The 22,076-nt window shown below is 61.2% G+C and carries 19 protein-coding genes; 14 read left to right on the top strand and 5 right to left on the bottom strand.

What is annotated here, in order from left to right:
• Positions 1–211 precede the first annotated feature (211 nt).
• Both NK667_RS09155 and NK667_RS09160 read right to left on the bottom strand, forming a co-directional pair.
• On the bottom strand, positions 212–1,795 hold the full coding sequence (locus tag NK667_RS09155; RefSeq protein ID WP_054614451.1) for a rhodanese-related sulfurtransferase: 1,584 nt from the start codon (positions 1,793–1,795) through the stop codon (positions 212–214).
• The gene (locus tag NK667_RS09160; protein WP_054614452.1) at positions 1,792–2,400 is read right to left on the bottom strand and encodes a cysteine dioxygenase family protein; all 609 of its coding nucleotides are present in this window, start codon (positions 2,398–2,400) and stop codon (positions 1,792–1,794) included. The genes NK667_RS09155 and NK667_RS09160 overlap by 4 nt, the downstream gene beginning before the upstream one ends.
• Positions 2,401–2,630: 230 nt before the next feature.
• Between NK667_RS09160 and NK667_RS09165 the strand changes: the two genes are divergently transcribed.
• Both NK667_RS09165 and NK667_RS09170 read left to right on the top strand, forming a co-directional pair.
• The gene (locus NK667_RS09165) at positions 2,631–3,536 is read left to right on the top strand and encodes a LysR family transcriptional regulator (protein ID WP_054614453.1); all 906 of its coding nucleotides are present in this window, start codon (positions 2,631–2,633) and stop codon (positions 3,534–3,536) included.
• A 119-nt stretch (positions 3,537–3,655) separates the two neighbouring features.
• A complete protein-coding gene (locus NK667_RS09170; RefSeq protein ID WP_054614454.1) occupies positions 3,656–4,450 on the top strand; it encodes a class II aldolase/adducin family protein in 795 nt (264 codons plus the stop codon).
• A 117-nt stretch (positions 4,451–4,567) separates the two neighbouring features.
• On the opposite strand, the gene NK667_RS09175 is transcribed toward NK667_RS09170, so the two are convergent.
• Both NK667_RS09175 and NK667_RS09180 read right to left on the bottom strand, forming a co-directional pair.
• The gene (locus tag NK667_RS09175; RefSeq protein WP_054614455.1) at positions 4,568–5,515 is read right to left on the bottom strand and encodes a Dyp-type peroxidase; all 948 of its coding nucleotides are present in this window, start codon (positions 5,513–5,515) and stop codon (positions 4,568–4,570) included.
• A gap of 391 nt (positions 5,516–5,906) precedes the next feature.
• On the bottom strand, positions 5,907–6,995 hold the full coding sequence (locus tag NK667_RS09180) for an LLM class flavin-dependent oxidoreductase (protein WP_054614456.1): 1,089 nt from the start codon (positions 6,993–6,995) through the stop codon (positions 5,907–5,909).
• Positions 6,996–7,361: 366 nt separating this feature from the next.
• Here NK667_RS09180 and NK667_RS09185 point away from each other — a divergent pair, with 366 nt between their 5' ends.
• The 12 genes from NK667_RS09185 to NK667_RS09240 all read left to right on the top strand — a co-directional run bounded on the left by NK667_RS09185 (position 7,362) and on the right by NK667_RS09240 (position 21,521).
• The gene (locus NK667_RS09185) at positions 7,362–8,234 is read left to right on the top strand and encodes an ABC transporter permease (protein ID WP_054614457.1); all 873 of its coding nucleotides are present in this window, start codon (positions 7,362–7,364) and stop codon (positions 8,232–8,234) included.
• Position 8,235: 1 nt separating this feature from the next.
• Positions 8,236–9,015: an ABC transporter ATP-binding protein gene (locus tag NK667_RS09190; protein ID WP_054614458.1), complete on the top strand. Its 780-nt coding sequence runs from the start codon at positions 8,236–8,238 to the stop codon at positions 9,013–9,015.
• Positions 9,008–10,024: an ABC transporter substrate-binding protein gene (locus NK667_RS09195; RefSeq protein WP_054614459.1), complete on the top strand. Its 1,017-nt coding sequence runs from the start codon at positions 9,008–9,010 to the stop codon at positions 10,022–10,024. The genes NK667_RS09190 and NK667_RS09195 overlap by 8 nt, the downstream gene beginning before the upstream one ends.
• 183 nt (positions 10,025–10,207) lie before the next feature.
• Positions 10,208–11,245: an isopenicillin N synthase family dioxygenase gene (locus NK667_RS09200; RefSeq protein ID WP_054614460.1), complete on the top strand. Its 1,038-nt coding sequence runs from the start codon at positions 10,208–10,210 to the stop codon at positions 11,243–11,245.
• Positions 11,246–11,264: 19 nt separating this feature from the next.
• Positions 11,265–12,089, top strand: coding sequence for a MetQ/NlpA family ABC transporter substrate-binding protein (locus NK667_RS09205; protein ID WP_054614461.1), 825 nt, complete (start codon positions 11,265–11,267; stop codon positions 12,087–12,089).
• Positions 12,086–13,057, top strand: a complete 972-nt coding sequence (locus tag NK667_RS09210; protein WP_054614462.1) for a methionine ABC transporter ATP-binding protein — start codon at positions 12,086–12,088, stop codon at positions 13,055–13,057. The genes NK667_RS09205 and NK667_RS09210 overlap by 4 nt, the downstream gene beginning before the upstream one ends.
• Positions 13,054–13,725, top strand: a complete 672-nt coding sequence (locus tag NK667_RS09215) for a methionine ABC transporter permease (RefSeq protein WP_054614463.1) — start codon at positions 13,054–13,056, stop codon at positions 13,723–13,725. The genes NK667_RS09210 and NK667_RS09215 overlap by 4 nt, the downstream gene beginning before the upstream one ends.
• The gene (locus NK667_RS09220; protein ID WP_054614464.1) at positions 13,722–15,275 is read left to right on the top strand and encodes a sugar ABC transporter ATP-binding protein; all 1,554 of its coding nucleotides are present in this window, start codon (positions 13,722–13,724) and stop codon (positions 15,273–15,275) included. Before NK667_RS09215 ends, NK667_RS09220 begins: the two co-directional genes overlap by 4 nt.
• The gene (locus NK667_RS09225) at positions 15,268–16,293 is read left to right on the top strand and encodes an ABC transporter permease (RefSeq protein ID WP_054050734.1); all 1,026 of its coding nucleotides are present in this window, start codon (positions 15,268–15,270) and stop codon (positions 16,291–16,293) included. The genes NK667_RS09220 and NK667_RS09225 overlap by 8 nt, the downstream gene beginning before the upstream one ends.
• 31 nt (positions 16,294–16,324) lie before the next feature.
• Positions 16,325–17,380 carry a substrate-binding domain-containing protein gene (locus NK667_RS09230; protein WP_054050736.1) on the top strand — a complete coding sequence of 352 codons (1,056 nt, stop codon included), beginning with the start codon at positions 16,325–16,327 and terminating at the stop codon, positions 17,378–17,380.
• Between the two features lie 396 nt (positions 17,381–17,776).
• Complete coding sequence (locus NK667_RS09235; RefSeq protein ID WP_054614465.1) at positions 17,777–20,164, top strand: TonB-dependent receptor plug domain-containing protein; 2,388 nt, start codon at positions 17,777–17,779, stop codon at positions 20,162–20,164.
• Complete coding sequence (locus tag NK667_RS09240) at positions 20,154–21,521, top strand: APC family permease (RefSeq protein ID WP_054614466.1); 1,368 nt, start codon at positions 20,154–20,156, stop codon at positions 21,519–21,521. Before NK667_RS09235 ends, NK667_RS09240 begins: the two co-directional genes overlap by 11 nt.
• Here the strand turns inward: NK667_RS09240 and NK667_RS09245 are convergent.
• The gene (locus NK667_RS09245; protein ID WP_054614467.1) at positions 21,518–21,979 is read right to left on the bottom strand and encodes a DUF3574 domain-containing protein; all 462 of its coding nucleotides are present in this window, start codon (positions 21,977–21,979) and stop codon (positions 21,518–21,520) included. The two genes, NK667_RS09240 and NK667_RS09245, sit on opposite strands and share 4 nt — an antisense overlap.
• Positions 21,980–22,076 lie beyond the last annotated feature (97 nt).

Raw genomic sequence — 22,076 nt, forward strand, 5'->3', positions numbered from 1 at the left:
TTCAGCCTCCGCCTGGAGAGGGGTCGGATGTTTGTGTGTGTGACGTGTTTTTGTAGCAGCTGTCGAGCAGCGCGAGGCAGCGTTCGGCGGCGAAGCCGTCGTGAAATCGGGCGACGCAGTGTTTCAGATAAACCGCGTGCACAGGGTTTGCGACGGCTTCGCCGCCGAACGCAGCCTCGCGCTGCTCGGCAGCTGCTACAACGGGTTGTAGTTAGATTACGAAAAAGCCATGGGTGGCGTCGCGAGCCAGTTGCGCGACCAAGCCATATTCCCAATCCAGATAGGCTTGCATCGCTTCGCGCGGGCTGTCGGTGCCTTCGTACGGGCGGCGATAGCGGTCGATGCGCGGCGAGGCCAGGTGCGTTTCGCCTTCCTCCAACGGCAGTTGTGCAGCGATCCAGCTGGCCGTGCCGCCCTTGAGCAGGAACACCGGTTTTCCGGTCAAGGCCTCGACGTCAGCCACGGCCAGCCGAGCCAATTGGCTGCTGCCACAGGTCAGGACGTAGCGTTCTGCTTTTGGCACATTGGCCAGCGCTTCACGCAACTGCCCGCGCAATGCCCACCACGCGCCGGGGATGTGGCGTTTGACATAGTTGGCGCTGCTGGTGAAATCCAGCACCACGCTGTCGCCATGGGTCAGCCATTCGGCCAGGGTTTCCGGGCTGATTTCCTCGGCTTGCCGGGGTGCAGGGGCCGGCGCCTGCCAGGCACCTTTTTCGCTGAAATGCGCAGGCTGCGCATCGTCCAGCACATGCACCTCCCAACCCAGTTGCGACAGCCAGGACGCCGACATGTTGGCGCGCACGCCGTCGTCATCCACCAACACCAGACGTGCGCCGCGCACACTGGCGAAGTGATCGGTTTCCTGCACCAGTTGGCCGCCGGGGGTCGAGCGTGCAGCGGGTAGGTGACCCGCTTCGAATTCCTCCGGCGTACGCACGTCGAACAGGTAAGTGCTGCGGGTCGATTCCTGCTGCCAACGCTGAAAATCTGCCAGGCTGGCGCGACCGACCAGGGCGTTGTCGGCAACGCGACGGGCATCCTGAGCGGCAATGTGCCGGTGTTCTTCGCTGGTCGGTGCAAATCGGCGTGACTGACCGTGTTGCAGTTGTTGACCGGCGAGGGTCCAGCCGATGGTGCCGTTGCGCAAGGCCGACACCGGGTTCGGAATGCCTGAGTTGATCAGCGATTGAGTGCCGATAATGCTGCGGGTACGCCCGGCGCAGTTGACGATGATCCGCGTCGTCGGGTCCGGCGCCAGTTCGCGGGCACGCAACACCAGTTCCGCGCCCGGAACGCTGATCCCGGTGGGAATGCTCATGGTCTGGTACTCGTCGAAGCGCCTGGCATCCAGCACCACCACGTCGGCTTCGCTGTCGAGCAGCGCCTGAACCTCTTCCGCCGCCAGGGACGGCGTATGGCGCTGGCTTTCCACCAGTTCACCAAACGCTTTGCTCGGCACGTTGACGTCGATAAACAACTCGCCACCGGCCCGGCGCCAACCGTCCAGGCCACCTTCCAGCAGGGCGACATTTACATAGCCCAAACCTTGCAGGCGCTGTGCGGCGATCTGTGCCAACCCTTCGCCGTTGTCGTAGACCGTCACGGCGGTGTCGAGCCGTGGAATCCGCGAGTACACCTCCAGCTCAAGTTTCGACAAGGGAATATTGGCCGCGAACAATGGGTGCGCCTCAGCGAAAGGCGCTTCTTCACGCACATCCACGAGGGCCAGTTCTTCCTTCTTCAGCAGAGCCTTGCGAATGTCGGCGAAGGTGCGGGTCAGTACGTTGCTCATAGGGCTTGGCTCTCTTTGGACAGATCCCAGATGTTGGGGAGAAAGGCGTTGGAATAACCGGAGATAAACAGTTTCTCGCTGCCGTCGGGCTGATACACCGCGCGGCGCACGGCACCGATGTTGGCGCCGTAGACATGAATGCTGATCGAGACCTGATCTTCAAACGCGTTGCTGACTTGATGGATGTCGCCAATCTTCGGCGACACGGCCTCGACCTGACCGGGTTGCAACTGAATCCGGTTGCCCTCGGGCACCAGCGTGCCGTCGGTGTGACGGGCGAACCCCTGGGAATACTCTGCACCGCGCAACATGCCGATCAGGCCCCAGACCCGATGATCGTGGATCGGCGTGCGTTGTCCCGGCCCCCAGACAAAACTGACCACACTGAAACGCTGCCGCGAATCGGCGTGCAGCAGGTATTGCTGATAGCGCTCCGGGTCGGGGCGGGCAAAATCTTCCGGCAGCCAGTCGTCATGGCTGACCAGTTGGCCGAGCAGTTTGCCGCCGCGATGCAACAGGTCACCCTCGCGCGGGTTGCTGTCGATCAATTCCGCCAGGGCGCCTATGAATGCTCTGAGTCTCTCCGGGTGTCGGGCCTGGGTCATGGCGATTCCATCGTTGGTTTCGAAGGTTGTTGTGGTTATCTAAGCATAATGATTGGTCTTAATATGCAATTTTTATATGATTAGGTTATAGCTGAAAGGAATTTAGAACCCATCTGAATAGCGTTAGACGTTATCGATAGAGGCACACGTACGCTTCGGGCTATCCAGATGCCAGCAATGGAACTATGCTTTTCAGACATCTTATTGACTGTTCTCTATGTGCGGCCCAAATGAAAATTGATGATATCGATGCCTTCGTCGAAGTGATCCGTTGCCAGTCCATCAGCCATGCCGCCGAGTCGTTGCAACTGACTCAACCCGCGATTACCCGGCGGGTGCAGAACTTCGAGCAAGCGTTGGGCGTGGAATTGTTCGACCGCAACACCAAACCGCTCAAGCCTACTTTGATCGGAACCCGGGTGTATGAACAGTGCCGTTTGATCCTTCGGGAGATGGACGCATTGCGTGAACTCGTGGCGACGGACGCACCGCCCACCGGGCTGCTGCGCCTGGGCGTGCCGCAAACCATCGGCGACGTGGTGCTGCTCGATGCCCTCAAGCATCTGCGCGTCGAGTACCCGGAATTGCGCGCCCAAGTGGCGACGGGCTGGGGCAGTCAACTGGTGGGCAAGATCGAACGCGGTGAACTCGACGCGGCGGCAGCGCTGTTCCCGGCGGGCAAGATTTTCCCGGACAACATCGTCGGCGAGTCCATCGGCAAGATGGAACTGGTGGTGGTCTGCGCCAAGGCCGAGGTGCCCAAGCGTCCGTGCAAACTGGCCGACGTTTACCAGAGTGGCTGGATTCTCAATCCCGACGGCTGCGGTTTCCGCGCCGGGTTGCAGCGGACCTTATCGGATCAAGGTCTGGCGCTGCGGGTCAACCTGGAAACCTTCGGCACCGAGTTGCAGCTGGGCCTGGTCGCCGATGGCCTGGGCCTCGGCTTGGTGCCGCGTCCGCTGCTGGAACGTAGTGCGCATTTCGATCAGTTGGCGGTGGTGCCGCTCAAGGATTTCAAACCGGTGATGGACCTGTGGCTGATCTACCCGCACTTCCTCGGCAACCTGCAAGGACCGGTGGATGCCTTTGGCAAACTGGTCGCCGGCTCGCTGCAGAAGATCAAGAGCGCCGCATGACGGAGGGCTTAAGACATAAAAAAAAATGATAATTAGCTTAGATTAAAATGTGCTTTTTATTATTTTTTTGCTTCCCATAGGCTGGCTGCAATTCTTAAGGCCATCCAGGAAGTTTTGCCATGAGCAGCGTCAGCCCGTTGTCCAGTGTCTCGAAAAATGTTCGCCAGCGCGTCACCCCTGAAGAATGGGAAGTACGGGTCAAACTGGCCGCGGCCTATCGGCTGGCGGCGTTGTTCAAGTGGACCGACCACATCTACACGCACTTTTCCGCACGGGTGCCGGGGCCTGAAGAGCATTTCCTGATCAACGCCTTCGGGCTGCTGTTCGATGAAATCAGCGCCTCCAACCTGGTCAAGGTCGACCTCGACGGCACCATCGTCGACGACCCCACCGGCCTCGGCATCAACTACGCCGGCTACGTGATCCACAGCGCCATCCACGGCGCGCGTCCCGACCTGCAAGCCGTCCTGCACACCCACACCCGCGACGGCATCGCGGTCTCGGCTCAGCGCGACGGGCTGTTGCCGATCTCCCAGCATTCCATCGCTTTTTCCGGGCGAGTGGCCTATCACGGATACGAAGGCATTGCCCTGGACCTCGACGAGCGTGAACGGCTGGTGGCGGACCTGGGGGATAAAAGTGTGTTGATCCTGCGTAACCACGGTTTGCTGACGGCGGGTGTCAGCGTTGAACACGCGTTCCAGCAACTGCAAAGCCTGGAGCGCGCCTGCAATATCCAGATCGCGGCCCAGGCCGGGGGCAATGCCGAACTGGTGTTCCCGCCGGCCGAAGTGGTGGCCAAGGTCGAGCAGCAGGCGGAGGCATTCAAGAGTGGAACTGGGCCGGGCGTGGCGCGGCACTGGAATGCGTTGATCCGGCAACTTGAGCGGACTGATACCGCTTACAAAGATTGAATTAACACCACAACCCTTGTGGGAGCGGGCTTGCTCGCGAAAGCGCTGGATCAGTCAATATTGATGTTGGCTGACACTCCGCCTTCGCGAGCAAGCCCGCTCCCACAGGGGGATTATTTATGACTCGCGATCCGCCAGCTCTTCCAGCAAATCCGCAGCAGGCACAAAGAACAACCCGCCCGTGACCGCCGTGCTGAAGTCCAGCAAACGGTCATAGTTGCCCGCAGGCCGGCCGACAAACATGTTCTCCAGCATCAGCTCAATCGGCTCCGGCGAGCGCGCATAGCCGATGAAGTACGTGCCGAACTCGCCCGCGCCAGGCCGGCCGAACGGCATATTGTCGCGCAGAATTTTCACTTCCTGGCCGTCCTGGGTGATGGTGGTCAAGGCGCTGTGGGAATTGCTTGGCTTGGCCGCATCATCGAGTTCGATATCCGACAGCTTGGTCCGCCCGATCACGCGTTCCTGCGCCTCGACGGACAGCGCGTTCCACGCGTCCATCTTGTGCAGGTACTTCTGCACCAGCACGTAGCTGCCGCCGGCAAACGCCGGGTCTTCATCGCCAATAATGGTGAATTTGGCCATGTGCCGATCATCCGGATTTTCCGTGCCGTCGACAAAACCGATGATGCTGCGCATGTCGAAATAGCGGAAACCCTGGACCTCATCGACCACCGAAACCGCATCGCCCAGCGCCGAGAGCAACTGCGTGGCCAGTTCGAAACACAGGTCCATCTGGTCCGCACGAATGTGCAGGAGGATGTCCCCCGGCGTTGCCACCGCGCGGCGTCCTTCGTCACCGAATTCGCGGAAGGGGTGCAGCGCATTCGGACGTGGGGTGCCGAAGAGCGTGTCCCAGGCGCTGGAACCAAAGCCGCAAACGCAGGACAGGTAACCGGTCGGCACGCGTTTGCCGACGGAGCGGGTGAGGGCGGCGATATCGCCACACCAGCCGCGGACTTTTTCCGCGGCATCGCTGCCGGGTGCCACGGTGGCCACGATGAAAATCGCGCTTTTGGTGATCGGGGCACAAACGGCTTGAGGATCAGGCGTAGGGTTGGTCATGGTGTGAGCACTGTCGTTGATGCGAAGTGCAAAGACAGTAGCAGGATAAAGGCTGTGAATCAGCCTTCGAGACGCTCCGGTCTGCTCGCGAAAGTGTCTTGTCAGTCACCAGCAATGTTGACTGTGAAATCGCTATCGCGAGCAAGCTCGCTCCCACAGGGGAGTGGCTTTGTCTGCGATGGTGGCATTACGCAGGGCAAATGTGGGAGCGAGCTTGCTCGCGATGAGGCCAGCTCAGTCAAATCAATGCCGCCTGTCAGGCCGCCTTCGCGAGCAAGCCCGCTCCCACAGGGATTAGTGGTGGTACAAAAAATTTGCATGCACCGCAGACCCCTGTGGGAGCGAGCCTGCTCGCGAAGAGGCCATCACATGCACCGCTCAATCAAGCCATTCAAGCGACTTTCTCCGCCGCCTGCCGCTCCCGCTCGGCCACCAATTGGCGAACCAGCGGGATCAGACGCTTGCCATAGTCGATAGCATCATTAAGCGGATCGAAACCGCGAATCAGGAACGTGGTGATACCCAAGTCGTAATAATCGAGCAACGCTTCGGCGACCTGTTCCGGCGTGCCAACCAGCGAGGTCGAATTACCTTGCGCCCCAAGCAACCCGGCAATCCCGGTCCACAGCCGCTTATCCAGCCGCGAGCCTTGCGCCGCTGCCGCCAACAACCGCCGTGAGCCTTCGTTCGGCGGTTCGCGGCGCACGAAGCCATTCTTTTCCGCCAACGCCGTAGCCTGTTCCAGAATGCTTTGGGCGCGTTCCCAGGCCTGCGCTTCGGTGTCCGCCAGGATCGGGCGCAGCGACAGGCTGAAGCGAATACTGCGTCCATGCTTCGCCGCTTCGGCGCGCACCTGGTTCACCACTTCACGCACCTGTTCGTAGGTTTCGCCCCACAGCGCGTACACGTCCGCATGCTTGCCCGCCACCGCAATGGCCGCCGCCGACGAGCCGCCGAAATACAGCGGAATGTGCGGCTGCTGCGGCGACTTAACCGCCGAGTGCGCGCCTTCGACCTGGTAGTACTTGCCCTGATAGTCGAACGGCTTCTCGCTGGTCCATTCCTGGCGCAACACGTCGAGGTATTCATCGGTGCGGGCGTAGCGTTCGTCCTTGCCGATGTAGCTGCCATCGGCCCTTAGTTCGCGGTCATCGCCACCGGTAATGATGTGCACGGCGGTGCGACCGCCATTGAACACATCGAGAGTATTGAACTGTCGCGCAGCCAGGGTCGGCGCGGCGAAGCCCGGGCGATGCGCGATCAGGAACTTGAGGTTTTTCGTCACGCTGGCGGCGTGGGAGGCAATCAGCGTGCTGTCCGGGCTGTTGGAGTGGAACGCCACCAGCGCGCGGTCGAACCCGGCCTCGTCATGGGCGCGGGCGACGGTTTCCACATAGTCGGGTTGCAACACCGGGCCGCTGCGCGGATGGATCTCCGAGGAATGGTGGCCGCCGATGTAGCCGATAAATTCGATGCTCATGCTGAGTTCCTTGTCTTTAGATAGAGATAGGCGTGATTCACCTCCACCGGGCAAGGGGTCGGTCCGTGGTGTCGAAAGTAGGCGCTGCGAGGGCGGGCTGTGAAATGCCGTTTTGTTCTAAGTTAATTATTAATTTAATGAATCATAAGAAATTACAGATATCAGAAATCCGCATTTTAATCGGGGTCGGAGATGCACGCCGCGAAGGGCGCGGGCTGAACGCTTTAATTATGCAAATAATTTATCTGGATAGTGTTCTATCTGATTTTTAATCATATTAGGTTATTCCTAAAAAGAATTTCACTGGCGTTTTTTATGCGAATAGCATGAATCCGAAGCCATGATTTTGATGAGGAAGGAAGCCTGATGACCGAAAAGACCTTCGATACACCGAGCGCCAGTAGCTCATTTTCCGTCAATAAGGCGATTGATAGCCCACGTGCGTCGCGGCTGATCCCCAACTGGCTGAGCAATTGGCGAACCCCGGAAGTTTTCCTGCGCTTGCTCAGCCCGATCGCACTGCTGTTGTTATGGGAGCTGGCCTCGCAGTTTGGCCTGATCCCGCAGCGGGTCATCGCCGCGCCGTCACAGATTGGCGGCACGCTGTGGGCGATGATCGTCTCCGGTGAGCTGGGCAAGCATTTGCTGGTATCCCTGCAGCGCGCGCTGTTGGGCTTGAGCATCGGGGTCAGCGTTGGCGTCGTCGCCGCGCTGATCACCGGCCTGTCAAAGCGCGGCGAGGTGATCCTCGATTCGCCGATGCAAATGCTGCGCACCATTCCTTCACTGGCGCTGGTGCCGCTGTTCATCCTCTGGTTCGGCATCGGCGAGTTCACCAAGATCGCGCTGATCGTCACCGGCACCACCTTCCCGGTGTACCTCAATCTGTTCTCCGGCATTCGCAACATCGACCCCAAATTGATCGAGGCCGCCAACACCCTCGGCCTGAATCGTCGCGAGTTGATCTGGCACGTAATCCTGCCGGGCTCCTTGCCTTCGTTCTTTGTCGGCTTGCGGTATTCGTTGGGGATTTCCTGGCTGGCCCTGGTGTTTGTCGAGCAGATCAACACCACCGCCGGCATCGGTTTCCTGGCCAGCGATGCCCGGGACTTCATGCGCACCGACGTGATCGTTATCTGCCTGTTGATTTACAGCGTCCTCGGTTTGTTGATCGACGGACTGATCCGCACGCTGGAGCGTTTCGCTTTGGCCTGGCGCCCATCTTTTGTGAGGAACTGACATGTCGAACGTCGATATTCTGGACGCACCATCAACAGCGCCCGTGCAACTGCGTAACGTCGTGCGCCAGTTCGGTCAGCAACGGGTCATCGATGGCCTGGACCTGGACATCGCACCGGGCGAGTTCGTCGCGTTGCTCGGGGCCAGCGGTTCCGGCAAGACCACTTTATTGCGCAGCCTGGCCGGGCTCGACAGCATCGACAGCGGCCAATTGCGCGTGCCGAAGGCACGGGCGGCAGTGTTCCAAGAGCCACGTTTGATGCCCTGGAAACGCGCCTGGAAAAACGTGATCCTCGGCCTGCACATCCCGAATGCCAAGGAGCGCGCAGTGCAAGCCTTGACCGAAGTCGGGTTGGCCCATCGCCTGGAAGCCTACCCGGCAACCCTCTCCGGCGGCGAAGCGCAGCGAGTGGCGCTGGCCCGTGGCCTGGTGCGCGAGCCCAAGCTGTTGCTGCTCGACGAACCGTTCGCCGCCCTCGATGCCCTGACCCGGATCAAGATGCATCGATTGATCATCGAATTGTGGCGCAAACACACGCCAGCGGTGCTGCTGGTGACCCACGACGTGGACGAAGCGATCCTGCTCGCCGACCGGGTCATCGTGCTGGCCAACGGCAAGATTGCCGAGCAGTTGACCATCGACTTGCCCCGCGCTCGCGACACCGGGCAAGACGGTTTCCAGGCCATTCGCGCACGGCTGCTGAGCTTGTTGGGTGTGGAAGTGGAAAGCGCTGCGGTAGCTGAACGTCAACCCGTGCTTCGGCGGTTTGCCCATGCTTGATCGACCTCTATGGAAATCGGCGGTGCTGTTGCTGTCAGGTGCCGCGCTGTTGCTCGGTGGCTGCGGTGATGCCGTCGAACCCAAAAAACAGGCGGACTTGTCCAGCGTCAAACTGATCCTCGGCGATCAAGCCAAGGGCCTGCGCACGGTGGTCGAAGCCGCCAATGCGCTGGAGGGTATTCCGTACAAGGTCGAGTGGGCCAACTTCCAGGGCGCCGCGCCGTTGTTCGAAGCCTTGCGCGCCGGTGCTGTCGATCTGGCCCCGGCCGGTGATACGCCTGTGCTCGCGGCCGCTACCGGTGGCACGCCGCTGCGCATCGTCGCGGTACGCCGCAGTCAATCCCGAGGCATCGGCATTCTGGTGCCGCAGGATTCGCCGATCCACAGCGTCGCCGATCTGAAAGGTCGCAACGTGGTGGTGTCGTCGGCCCGGGGCAGCATTTCCCAGTACCTGTTGATTCGCGCACTGGCCAACGCCGGGGTCGATGAGAAGGACGTCAACGTCGGCTTCGTCCTGCCCACCGACGCCTTGTCCGCGTTCAACGCCGGCAAGATCGAAGCCTGGGCCACGTTCGGTATCTACCAGGCGTTTGCCGAGCAGCAGGGCGCCCGGGTGTTGATCAGCGGCGAAGGCATCAACACCGGACTGACGTTTATCACGGCCTCGGATGAGGTGTTGACCGACCCGCTAAAACGCCAGGCCCTCAGCGATGTGTTGCAGCGTTTCGCCAAGGCCTTCGAATGGGCCCGGCAAAACCCCGACGAGTACGCGCGGGTGTTCGCCAAAGCCAACGATGTACCGCTGGAAGTTTCGCAGCGGCTGCGCAGTTGGGGCGATGAATCGCTGGTGCCGGTCGAGCCACGGGATGTCCAGGCCTTGCAGCAGGTTGACGATTTATTCGTCGAGAAGAAGATCTTTCCGCACCGTGTGGACGTGGAGAAATTCACCGATGCGCAGGTGTTTTCCAGTGAGTCATTGGCGCTGAGTCGAAGCACTTCCGCCCAATAAAACCGGGTTGATCCTCAACAACGCTCCTGTCTCTGGCAGGGGCGTTTTTGTGCTTCCAAACCGGTGAAAGCCTTGGTGAAGCGAACCTAAGCTAATGCAAAAAAGATATTTATTACGAGTTTTTAAGATCGTTTAGCTTGGATGCATCGCCACACAAAACAGCGTTTCACATGGGAGTGAACCATGCCGCATCCACTGGACATCACCACCTTGCCGACCCTCGACCTGTCATTGCTCGACGGCACCCCGGAGCAGCGCCAGGGCTTTCTCGACGACCTGCGCCACGCCGCCCGGGATGTGGGTTTTTTCTACCTGACCGGGCATGGCATCGACGGCGATTTGCTGAGTCAGGTACAGAACCACGCTCGTCAATTCTTTGCCTTGCCTGACAGCGAAAAGACCGCGGTCGGCATGATCAACTCGCCACACTTTCGCGGCTACAACCGTGCCGCTTCGGAGATCACTCGCGGCAAGCCTGACTTGCGCGAGCAGTTCGATCTGGGCGCCGAGCGAGACGTATTGCCGCAAGATGAAAACAGCCCGTTCTGGGCGCGCCTGCAAGGCCCCAATCAATGGCCGGCCGCACTGCCGGCGCTCAAGCCGTTGCTGCTGGATTGGCAGCAAGCGATGACCCGCATGTCCCTGCGCCTGCTACAGGCTTTCGCCCAGGCGCTGGCGTTGCCACATGACGCGTTCGACCGCTTGTACGGCGACAAGCCTAACGAACACATCAAGCTGATGCGCTATCCGGGGCAGGGGCCTGGCGGCAGCCATCAGGGCGTCGGCGCACACAAGGATTCGGGTTTCCTGAGCTTCCTGCTGCAAGACCAGCAGGCCGGTTTGCAAGTCGAAATCGAAGAGGGCCGCTGGATCGATGCGCTGCCCCGGGACAACACCCTGGTGGTGAACATCGGCGAATTGCTGGAGCTGGCCACCAACGGTTATCTGCGTGCCACGGTGCACCGCGTGGTGTCGCCGCCAAAGGACAGCGAGCGCTTGTCGATTGCGTTTTTCCTCGGCGCGCAACTCGATGCGGTGGTGCCGCTGTATCCGTTGCCTACCGCACTGCTGCGCGAAGCGCGGGGCCCGGCGAGTGATCCGGACAATCCTTTGTTTCGCGATGTGGGCTGGAATTACCTCAAGGGCCGCCTGCGTTCCCATCCAGATGTCGCCCAGCGTTTTTACGCCGATGCACTGATCCCCAAAGCACTGTCTGCCTAATCAAAAAAGGACTGCGAACATGTTGAAAAAAACAGGATTGACCCTGGCCGTGCTGGGCGCTCTGGTGACCTCTTTCAGTGCCTTGGCCGTGGAGCCATTGCGCGTTGCAGCGGACCCGGTGCCTCACGCACAGATTCTGGCGTTCGTGCAAAAGCTCGACCCAAAACTGAACCTCAAGGTGATCGAGATCCCCAACGGCGTGAACTCCAATGAGCTGCTGGTGCACGGCGATGTCGATGCCAATTACTTCCAGCATTTGCCGTACCTGAAGTCCCAGGAACAGGCCCTCGGCGAAAAACTCGCGGTGGCGGCGACCGTGCATATCGAACCGCTGGGGATCTATTCCCATCGGCATAAAACCTTCGCCCAGGTGCCGCAACAAGGCACCGTGGCCGTACCGAATAACGTCACCAACCTGAGTCGCGCGTTGTACCTGTTGCAGGACTACGGCCTGATCAAACTCAAGGCTGGGTTCAACGACCCGGCCACCGATCAGGCAACGCCGAAGGACATCGCTGAGAACCCGAAACAGCTGAAGATCCTCGAAATCGAATCGCCACAAATCCCTCGCGCCCTGGATGACGTGGACCTGGCGGTGATCAACGGCAACTACGCGCTGGAGGCCGGTCTGTCGCCGGCCAAGGATGCCCTAGGGCTGGAGAAGGCCGAGCACAACCCTTACGCGAATATCCTGGTGACCACGCCAAAATTGCAGGACGACCCACGGATCAAGCAACTGGCCAAGGACCTGACGTCGCCGGAAGTGGCCAAGTTCATCACCGATAACTTTGCCGGTTCGGTAATCCCGGTGGTGCCGGTGAGCGTCGCGGCCAACAAGCCATGATCGTCGTCGAGCAGTTGAGCAAAACCTACGGGCCAGGGCAGGCACCGGCGCTGGATCAGGTGTCCCTGAGCATTCCCGATGGCGCGATCTACGGGATCCTGGGGCGCAGCGGGGCGGGCAAATCGACGCTGCTGCGTTGCCTCAATCTGCTCGAACGGCCCAGCGCCGGGCGCATTCTGCTGGATGGCGAGGACCTGACGGCGCTGTCCGACATCGAACTGCGCCGCCAGCGCCAGCGCATCGGCATGATCTTTCAGGGCTTCAACCTGCTGCACTCGCGCAACGTCTTCGACAACATCGCCGTGCCGCTGGAAATCGCCCGCGTCGGCAAAGCCCAGCGGCAGGCGCGGGTCAAGGAATTGCTCGATCTGGTGGGCCTGAGCGACAAGGCCCAGGCGTTTCCTTCGCAACTGTCCGGTGGGCAGAAACAACGGGTGGGCATTGCCCGGGCCTTGGCGGCGCGACCGGCGTATCTGCTGTCGGACGAAGCCACCAGCGCCCTCGACCCGGAAACCACTGCTTCGATTCTTGAACTGCTGCGCGACATCAATCGCCAATTGGGCCTGACCATCGTGCTGATCACCCATGAGCTGGACGTGGTCAAGTCGATCTGCGATCACGCTGCTTCGCTGGCTCACGGCCGATTGGTCGAGGCCGGGCCGATTACCGAATTACTGGCCAATCCGGATTCCAGCCTTGGCCGCTCACTGCTGCCTGGGTACAGCACACCGTTGGGCAGCGATGCCCTCGACCTGAGTTTTTTCGACAACCTGTTGGCCACCCCGGTACTCAACGAACTCAAGCAACAAGGCGTGGAACTGGACTTATTGGCCAGCGGCGTCGAGTCCATTGGCGGGCGACGCGTGGGGCGCCTGCGCGTGGCGTTCCGGCAGCCTGCGGATGAGCCGAAATTGAACCAGGTGGTGGCGTTTCTCAAGCAACGTGGCGTCAGGGTGGAGCGCTCATGAACCGTGTGATCGACTGGAACGAAATCCTGCAACTGGTGCTGACGGCCACCGGTGAAACCCTGTACATGGTGCTGTTGGCGGGATTGTTTACCTTGCTGATCGGCTTGCCGCTCGGTGTGTTGCTGTTCATCAGCCGCAGCGGCGGCTTGTTCCCGATGCCGCGACTCAACAAAGGCCTGGGCAGTCTGGTCAACGTGGGTCGCTCGCTGCCCTTTGTGGTGATGCTGATTGCCCTTATCCCGCTGACTCGGCTGGTGGTCGGCACGACCCTGGGCAGCACCGCCGCCGTAGTGCCGATCACCATCGGCGCCTTTCCGTTCTTCGCGCGCATCGTCGAAAACGCTCTGGACGAAGTCGACAAGGGCCGCATCGAAGCGATCCTCGCCATGGGCGGTGACATCTGGCATGTGATTTTCAAAGTGCTGCTGCCCGAAGCGATGCCGGCGTTGCTGGCGGGCATCACGCTGACGCTGGTGATGCTGATCGGGTTTTCTTCCATGGCCGGGGTCATCGGTGGCGGCGGACTCGGCGACCTGGCGATTCGCTACGGCTACCAGCGTTTCAATAACCAGGTAATGGTCGCCACGGTGGTGGTGCTGGTGATTCTGGTGCAGAGCGTGCAAAGCCTCGGCGATCGGTTGGTTCGCTCGTTGGCGCACCGTCGATGAGGCCGCTGGCCGTGGCGCCCGAGCCGCTGATTCGTGTGCGTGAACTGAGCAAAACCTTTGGCGCCAGCCGCGCGCTGGATCGGGTCAGCCTGGAAATTTATCCCGCCGAAGTGGTGGCGCTGCTGGGTGCCAACGGCGCGGGCAAATCGACTCTGGTGAAGATTCTCGGCGGCAGTCAGGCCGCCGATTCCGGTGAGCTGTGGGTCGATGGCCAACCCCGGCATTTTGCCTCGCCACTGTCGGCGCGGCGGGTCGGGATTGTCGCGGTGCATCAGCAGGTCAACGATGGCATTGCCCCCGGTTTGAGCGTGGCGGAAAACCTCTTGCTCGATGAACTCTGCCAGCCCGGCGCGGACTTCTGGCTCAACCGCAAGCGCCTGTTCGAACGGGCCGCGAGCATCGCTGCCGGCCTCGGGCTGGAGCTGCCGCTGGAGCAACCGATCGAACGCCTCGGCCAAGCCGAACGGCAACTCGTGGTGCTGGCCCGGGCCTTCGCCCTGCAACCGCGTTTGCTGATTCTCGATGAACCGACGGCGGCGCTCTCGGACGTCGAGGCCCAGCGGTTGTTCGGGTTGATCGACACCTTGCGCAGTCGCGGGGTGGCGATTCTGTACATCTCCCATCGTTTGTCCGATCTGCAGCGAGTCGCCGACCGCGCCATCGTCCTGCGGGATGGTCAATTGGCTGGCGAGTTCAGCGCCCGGCAGTTACCCGAAGCAGTCGAGGCCATGCTCGGGCACGCACTGGACACCCATGTTTATGAACCGCGCACGGCGGGGCGGGAAGTCCTGACTTTGCTTGGGGCGAAAATCGCTCCGCAAAAGCAGGCTTTCGATTTGACCTTGCGCGAAGGCGAAGTGGTGGTGCTCACCGGACTGCTCGGCGCCGGCAAAACCGAGATCGCCGAAGTGTTGTTTGGTCTGCGAGAAGCGGCGGCCGGCAACTTGCAACTGGATAGCGTGGACTGGCAACCGGGATCACCACGGGAAGCGATTCGCAGCGGTGTGTTTTTCGCCGCCGAGGATCGCGCCAGCCAGTCGTTGATTGCCGACTTTTCCCTGCGCCGCACCCTGACGTTGCCGTTCCTCGAACGCTTCACCCGTGGCGGTTTTATCCGCAATCGGGCGGAGGCCGCAGCGGTGGAAGCGCAGGTCGCGGCACTCGGGATCAAGACGGCCGGTATCGACGTGCCGATGAATGCACTGTCCGGCGGCAACCAGCAGAAAGTCGTGCTGGGCCGCTGGTTGCTGGGGGAAGGGCGGGTATTGATTCTTGATGAGCCGTTCCAGGGTGTCGATGTGCGCGCCCGCCGCGAGATCGGCCAATTGCTGCGCGACAGTGCCGCTGGCCGCGCCACCCTGGTGATCTGCGCCGATGTCGACGAAGCCCTGGAAATCGCCGACCGGATTCTGTTGGTGCGCGATCACGCCGTGGTCGCCGAATACCCCCGCGCCGGCCTGAGCCGCGCCACGCTGGTGACAGCGCTGGCCGGCGTCGAAGCCACGTTTTCACCTGTTCAAGCCACGCCAAGGAGTAGAGCGAGTGCCTGATTCGAGTTCGTTGTTATCGACTGCCCCCGCACCAGGGGAGCGCCTGCTGCAAGCGCTGATTCGCTATGGATTGCTCTGGGTGCTGGCGCTGATCGTGGTGTTTTTCAGCTTCGCCGAACCGGCGTTCCTGCGGGTCGGCAACCTGTTCAGCATCTTGCAGTCGGTGTCGATTGTCGCGTTGCTGGCCTTGGGCGTGACCCTGACCATGGCGGTCGGCGGGCTCGATTTGTCGATTGGTGCAGTGGCGGCGATGAGTTTGATGATCGCCAGTTACGTGATGGTGGTGCTCGGTTGGGGCGCGGTGCCAGCGGTGCTGATCAGCCTCGCGGGCGGCGCGCTGGTGGGGCTGCTCAACGGCTGGCTGATCGTGAAGATGCGGGTGCCGGACATCCTCGCCACCCTCGGCAGCATGTTTCTGGTGATCGGCGTGCAGTTGATTCCTACCGGCGGGCGTTCGATTGCGGTGGGCATGACCCTGCCCAATGGTGATGAGGCCGAAGGCACCTTCAGTGCGTTGTTTCTGGCCCTCGGTCGCGGGCGGCTCTGGGACACGGTGCCGATCCCGGTGTTGATCACCGCCGTTGTGGCGTTGGTGGTGTGGCTGTTTCTGGAGCGCACGCGCATCGGCCGTTTGTTCTACGCCATTGGCGGCAACGAGCAGGCTGCACGTCTGGCGGGGGCGCCGGTGCAGCGATTCAAGTTGCTGGCTTACGTGCTTTCAGCGGTGCTCGCATCGTTGGGTGGATTGTTGCTGGCGGCGCGTTTGGGCCGGGGCGATGTCAGCTCCGGCAATGGCCTGGTGCTCGATGCGCTGGGCGCGGCGTTGATCGGTTTTGCGGTGCTCGGGGCCAAGAAACCGAATGCCTTCGGGACTCTGGTCGGCGCATTGCTGGTGGCCACGTTGCTGAATGGCCTGACCATGCTCAACGCGCCGTATTACGCCCAGGATTTCGTCAAGGGACTGGTGCTGGTGCTGGCCCTGATGTTCACCTTCGGCCTCGCGCATCGGGCGCGTTGAGCCGCTTTTAACGTTTGACCAAGGAAGCTGTATGCGCGGATCACTCAAGGTTTTTGTTCGTCATTGCCTGGCCACCGCCGTGTTCTCGGCGCTGGCGCTAAATGCCCAGGCCAAGGCACTGCCGGGGGCTCCGGCGCCGTTCGACAAGGGCAATGTGCAAATCGCCCTGGTGGGTTATCTGTTCTCGGGGGATTTCACCGAAGCCTATTTGCGTGGCGTCGAGAAACAGACCGAAGCCCTGGGCGCGACCTTGCGCGTGTTCGACGCCCGGCAGCAGGCGGCCAGCCAGCGCGAGATGATCGATCAGGCGATTGACCTCGGCGTGGACGGCATCATCGTCCAGCTCGGTCTGGCAGAAACCCTCAAGGGCCCGATTGACCGGGCCATCGCCAAAGGCATCAAAGTCGTGGCGTTCGACGTCGACCTGAACACCCCGCAAGTCACCCAGGTCGAGCAGGATCACCACGCCCTGGCGCGTCTGGCACTGGATCAAGCGGTCAAGGACAACGGTACGCGCTTCGATGCCGGTTACGTCTACATCAGCGGCTTCACCCCGATGGAGCGCCGCGACGAGATTTGGAGCCAGGTCAAAGCCGCGAATCCGGGGATCATCGAAAAGGCGCGCTTCGGTACGCTCAATCCACCGATTGCCAACTCGGTCGCGGATCAGGCCAGCGCCGTGTTGCGCGCCAATCCGGGGATCAGCGTGATCTTCGCGCCGTTCGACGAGTTCGCCAAAGGCGCGAAAATCGCGGTGGACGAGGCGGGTCTTGGCAAGAAAGTGAAAATCTACAGTGCGGATATTTCCACCGCCGATATCCAGATCATGAAAGAGCCGGACAGCGCCTGGGCCGCCACCGCGGCGGTGAATCCGCAAGTGGCGGGGGCGATCAGTGTGCGCAGTCTGGCGATGCTGATTGCCGGGGAGAATCCGGGGCATAAAGTGCTGGTGCCACCGACCTTGATTACCCGGCAACAATTGTTGGATCTGGATGTGAAGAACGTTCGGGACCTGGCGCAGAAACTGCCGGCGTTTGGTGATACCGCAAATGTGGCGCGGACTTCGTGGATTCCTGCTGCGGACTAAGGTAATACACACAATTCCTGTGGGAGCGGGCTTGCTCGCGAATACGGTGTATCAGTCGACATTAATAGCGCCTGACACACCGCATTCGCGAGCAAGCCCGCTCCCACAGTTTTATTGTGTTTGACTTGATGTGGCTTGCGTTAGTTAGTTGGTTTTTTGCCGATATAACCTAAGTAGTATTGGTTCTTTTCCAAACTTCACCCCCTCGTCTAGCATCGCCCCTGTACTAACTCTGGGGTTCTACAGTTCGGGTGCTATTGCACTTGAAAACATGCTTTAACAGCGTTCGCTGCCTTCCTGATTACTAAAACTACAGCAGACATTGCCGTGCACTTTTTGCCGACTTCTTTTTGTTGGCAAGGGCCGGGTATTAGCTGCGATATAAGGAGCTGTTCCATGTATCACCGTTCTCGTTCATTACTCGCCGCTGCTGTCGTCACAGCAATGGCGCAACTTCCCGTGCAGGCCGAAGAAACTTCCGCACGCGCCGACGACGACACACGGCTGGGGACCGTGTTGGTTACCGGCACCCGTGGCACCGCGCGAACGGTGCTGGATTCGCCGGTGCCGGTGGACGTGCTGACCGCCGAAGACCTCAAGTCCGCCGGGGCCAGTAACGGCGAACTCGGCCAGGCGTTGCAGACGTTGTTGCCGTCGTTCAGTTTTCCGCGTCAATCCAACTCCGGCGGCGCCGACCATGTGCGGGCCGCGCAGTTGCGCGGCATGAGTCCGGATCAGGTGTTGGTGCTGGTCAACGGCAAGCGCCGCCACACTTCAGCGCTGGTCAATGATTCGTCGAAGATCGGCCGGGGCACGGCGCCGGTGGACTTCAACTCGATTCCGATCAGTGCGATCAAGCGCATCGAAGTGCTGCGCGACGGCGCCGGCGCGCAATACGGTTCCGATGCGATTGCCGGGGTGATCAATATCATCCTCGACGACGCGCCGGAGGGCGGCGAAATCTCCACCACTTACGGCGCTTACCACACCCATCAGGATGCGATCGGCAAGACCACCACCGACGGCCAGAACAGCATGACCACGGCCAAGATCGGCACACGACTTGGCGAGGAGGGCGGGTTCATTCGTGGCGGCACCGAGTACAAGGATCGCGACCCGACCAACCGCGCCGGTTTCGACGGTTTCGCCGACACGCCGGGCCAGCGCAACTACGTGATGGGCGACGGCATCGCGCGAGACGTGAACGCCTGGTTCAACTCCGAATTGCCCCTGGCCGGCGGCAAGGCCTATTCCTTCGGCACTTACAACGAACGTCACACCACCGGCGCGGAGTTCTATCGCTACCCGTCCGAGCAGCCGCAGTTCTATCCTAACGGTTACCTGCCGCAATCCCTCGGCGACAACCAGGACATCTCCGCCACCGCCGGTTTCAAGGGCTTGATCGGTGACGATTGGGACTTCGACAGCAGCGTCACCCACGGCCGCAACCACTTCGATTCCGCGACCCGGCGCACCCTCAACGTCACCCTCGGTGCCGACTCGCCGACCCGGTTCGACACCGGCGAATACGAACTGCGCCAGACCACCGCCAACCTCGATTTCACCCGCGAGTTGCGACTCGCTGGACGTCCATTTGTGCTGGCCTTGGGCGGTGAATATCGCTACGAAAACTACCTGACTTTTGCCGGCGACGAAGCTTCGTACATCGGCACCGGCGCGGACGGCGCGAACGGTTTACGCCCGAGTGAAGAGGTGGACCTGGATCGCAACGTGTTCGGCACCTATGCCGAGTTGTCCGGCGACGTCACTGACCGTTTGTTCGTCGACGCCGCCACGCGCTGGGAGCGTTACGACGACGCCGGCAGCAAGCTCACTGGCAAGCTCAGCGGACGCTATCGCCTGACCGATCAATGGGCGTTGCGCGGTGCGGTCTCCAACAACTTCCGTGCGCCATCCCTGGCGCAGATCGGCTTCCAGAACACCACCAGCAACTTCGGCGACGGCGGCACGCTCACCGACATCCGCGTGCTCTCGGTTAACGACCCGATTGCCCGTGCCCTCGGCGCTGAAAAACTCGATCCGGAAACCTCGAAAAACTTCAGCCTCGGCCTGACCGCGCAACTCAGCGAGCGCTTCGATGCGTCCCTCGACGTGTTCCGCATCGACGTCAAGGACCGCGTGACCCTGTCGCAACGCATCGGCAGTGACGCGCTGGAGCAGTACATCAACGACAACTTCGGCGTGGCCGGCGTGCACGACGTGAACTTCTTCACCAACGCCGCCGACACCCGCACCGACGGTGCCGAACTGGTGCTCAACTACCACCAGCCGTTGTACGAAGGGTTACTCGGATTGACCACGGCCTACACCTACAACCACACCAAAGTCACCAAGACCAAGGGCACACCGTCGCAACTCACGGCCCTGGGGATCGGCAACGACGCGTTGGTCGGCGTCGAGGAACGCAACACCCTGACCGACGCCGCGCCCAAGGATCGCTTCATGATTTCCGCGAATTGGGCCAGTCAGCACTGGGGCTTGCTCGGACGCCTGACCCGTCAGGGCGAAACCACTCGGGTCTTCGATTTCGGCAATTCGCAGCCGGAGCAAACCTACGGCGCGGTCTGGCAACTGGATGCCGAAGTGCAATACAAATTCACCCCCAAGTTCGACATCGCCTTGGGCGGCAACAACCTGACCGACAACTACCCGGAGCGCTCCAAGTCGGAGATCAACTACGGCGGCAACCTGCCGTATGACGTGCTGTCGCCGATCGGCACCAACGGCGCGTACTACTACGCTCGCGCTACGTATGGGTTCTGAACAAGCGCAACAGCGGGGGCCGAAGCGGCATCTGCCGGTGTTCCAGGCGTTGCTGGTTACGCTGGGCATGGTGATCACCACTGACATCCTGAAAACCGCGCCGACCGTGGCGTTGAACGTGGGGCCCGAGTATTTCTATTGGGTCTGGGTGCTTGGCGGTGTGTGCTCGATGGTCGGGGCGCTGTGTTTTGCGGAGATGGCCACCGCGTTTCCCCATCCCGGGGGCGACTACCACTTCCTGCGCACGGCTTATGGCGAACGACTGGGGTTTGTGTTCGCCTGGTCGCGCTTTTCGGTGATGCATACAGGGTGGATCGCGCTGTCGGCGTTTATGTTTGCCGACTACTTCAACGCCATCGTGCCGCTGGGCACCTATGGCTCGGGACTGTTTGCCGGCGGGGTGATTGCTTCGCTGGTGCTGCTCAATCTCACGGGCAAACACATCGGGTTCATCACCCAGACGGTACTGGTGGCGTTGCTCACTGTGGGGTTTCTGAGTATTGCCGGCGCGGGTGTCTGGCTGACGTGGCGCGGCGTTGAAGTGCCGGTTCCGGCTGTATCGGTAGCGCCTGAACAAACCGGCATGGCGGGGTTCTCTTCGGCGATGATTTTCGTGTTCCTGGCCTTTGGTGGCTGGAGTGACGCGGCGACCTTGTCAGCGGAAGTGCGCGACGGTCGGCGGGGGATGCTCATCGCCATGCTGGGTGCGTTGACTGTGCTGATGAGCATCTATCTGGCGTTGAACTGGGCGTTTGTCCAAGGCCTGGGGTTTGCCGGTCTGGCCGCCAGCAATGCGCCGGCAGTCGAGTTGCTGAACCGTGCATTCGGCGCGCCGGGCGGGGTGTTGATTGTGCTGATGGTCGGGATCGCGGCGGTCGCCAGCATCAACTCGACGCTGCTGGTGGGCGCCCGGACCACGTACGCTGCCGCCCAAGATGTGCCGCAGTTGCAAGGGCTGGGCGACTGGGACGAACGACACGGCGTTCCGCGCAAGGCGTTGTTGGCCGAAGGCGCGGTGGCGCTGTTGCTGGTGCTGCTCGGCAGTTTTACCCAGAGCGGTTTCAACACCATGGTCGAGTACCTGACCCCGGTCTACTGGTTGTTCCTGAGCCTGAGCAGCGTGGCGTTGCTGATACTTCGTCGACGTTTTCCCGACACGCCACGGCCGATCAAGGTGCCGTTGTATCCGCTGTTGCCCCTGCTGTTTTTCGCCCTGTGCCTGTACATGCTGTATTCCAGCGTGACGGCGGTTGGTTATGGCGCGTTGCTGGGCATCGGCGTGTTGCTTTTTGGCGTTGTGCTGCTGGGTGGGCTGAGCCGCTGGGCGTCACCGTCCCAGCGGGCGCCGGCAGCCTAGAAAGAAACTTGCGCCGGTTGCGACAGCCGCAGCACCGACAGGTCGCCGGTAATCCGCTTCCACGCGAGGCGAATCGCTTCGATGTCCTTGTCATGCCGCGCGTCGTTTTCGTGAAGAATCACGATGACTTTGGTGCCCAGGCGCTCCGGCTCCTTGGCGCCGTGGTCGCGCCATTGGCCGTAGGCGTCGAGCACGCTGAAGCCGTCCGGAAAACGCGGCGTGACTTCCTGATCGAGAAACTCGCGCCAGCGCGCGGGGCTGATCACACCTTCCTTGCCTTCCAGTGGCCCCACCGAAAAATACAACTCGGTGCGCAACCATTGCGCCTGCGCCGGACGCGTGGCGTCGCCTTGCAGGGTTGAACTGGCGGGATCTTTGGTATGAACGGAAACCGGTGTCGGGCTGGCACACCCGGCGACCGCCAGGAACAGTGCAGCCAGTAAAAGGCGTTGAGGCATGGAACGTCCTTATTTAGCGAGTTGGAGAGCGTGGCTATTATAAGGTGGCGGCTTAATAGCTAGAAAAGATTAAAAAGTCAGGCTGGTGGTAACTAAC

Source organism: Pseudomonas nunensis, from assembly GCF_024296925.1.
GTDB classification, from domain to species: domain Bacteria; phylum Pseudomonadota; class Gammaproteobacteria; order Pseudomonadales; family Pseudomonadaceae; genus Aquipseudomonas; species Aquipseudomonas nunensis.